We start from the raw sequence: 1,506 nt of genomic DNA on the forward strand, positions 1-1,506 counted from the left end.
TAGCCTTCTCCGTCTCCCCATCGCAATACAGTGAGGTACGGGAATATTAACCCGTTTCCCATCGACTACGCCTTTCGGCCTCGCCTTAGGGGCCGACTCACTCTGCTCCGATTAGCGTCGAACAGAAACCCTTGGTCTTCCGGCGGGGAGGTTTTTCACCTCCCTTGTCGTTACTCATGTCAGCATTCGCACTCGTGATACCTCCAGCAGACCTCTCGATCTCCCTTCATTGGCTTACACGACGCTCCTCTACCGCTCATCATTCGATGAACCCGTAGCTTCGGTACCTGGTTTAGCCCCGTTATATCTTCCGCGCAGGCCGACTCGACTAGTGAGCTATTACGCTTTCTTTAAAGGATGGCTGCTTCTAAGCCAACCTCCTAGCTGTCTGAGCCTTCCCACATCGTTTCCCACTTAACCAGGATTTGGGGACCTTAGCTGACGGTCTGGGTTGTTTCCCTTTTCACAATGGACGTTAGCACCCACTGTGTGTCTCCCACGCGTCACTCACCGGTATTCGGAGTTTGCCTCGGGTTGGTAAGTCGGGATGACCCCCTAGCCGAAACAGTGCTCTACCCCCGGCGGTGCTACGTGAGGCGCTACCTAAATAGCTTTCGAGGAGAACCAGCTATCTCCGGGCTTGATTAGCCTTTCACTCCGATCCACAAGTCATCCCCGCATTTTTCAACATACGTGGGTTCGGTCCTCCAGTTGATGTTACTCAACCTTCAACCTGCTCATGGATAGATCGCCCGGTTTCGGGTCTATTCCCAGCGACTGGTCGCCCAGTTAAGACTCGGTTTCCCTACGCCTCCCCTATACGGTTAAGCTCGCCACTGAAAATAAGTCGCTGACCCATTATACAAAAGGTACGCGGTCACAGAACGAGTCTGCTCCCACTGCTTGTACGCATACGGTTTCAGGATCTATTTCACTCCCCTCTCCGGGGTTCTTTTCGCCTTTCCCTCACGGTACTGGTTCACTATCGGTCAGCCAGGAGTATTTAGCCTTGGAGGATGGTCCCCCCGTCTTCAGTCAAGGTTTCTCGTGCCCCGACCTACTCGATTTCACAGGATCAGATTTTCGACTACGGGGCTATCACCCACTATGGCCGCGCTTCCCAACGCGTTCGTCTAATCAGTCACCTGCTTAAGGGCTGGTCCCCGTTCGCTCGCCGCTACTGGGGGAATCTCGGTTGATTTCTTTTCCTCAGGGTACTTAGATGTTTCAGTTCCCCTGGTTCGCCTCCCGCCACCTATGGATTCAGTGCGGGATACCCACGTTACCGTGGGTGGGTTTCCCCATTCAGAGATGCCCGGGTCACAGGTTGTTTGCCACCTCGCCGAGCCTTATCGCAGGCTTCCACGTCTTTCATCGCCTCTGGCTGCCTAGGCATCCACCGTATGCGCTTCATCGCTTGACCATATAACCCCAAAGGGTCTGGTCCGCGATGACACACGACATTGCCGGATACGCGCTTGAAACGTATCTCGTGTTCTTTCCTTG

General features: G+C 54.2%; 1 rRNA gene. It reads right to left on the bottom strand.

The features are described 5' to 3' along the window. Nucleotides 1–1,423: ribosomal RNA gene (locus RM463_RS17400) — 23S ribosomal RNA — on the bottom strand; the annotation flags it as partial. Nucleotides 1,424–1,506: the final 83 nt, after the last annotated feature.

It is taken from the genome of Halomonas sp. LES1, assembly GCF_031846005.1.
Lineage (GTDB): Bacteria > Pseudomonadota > Gammaproteobacteria > Pseudomonadales > Halomonadaceae > Halomonas.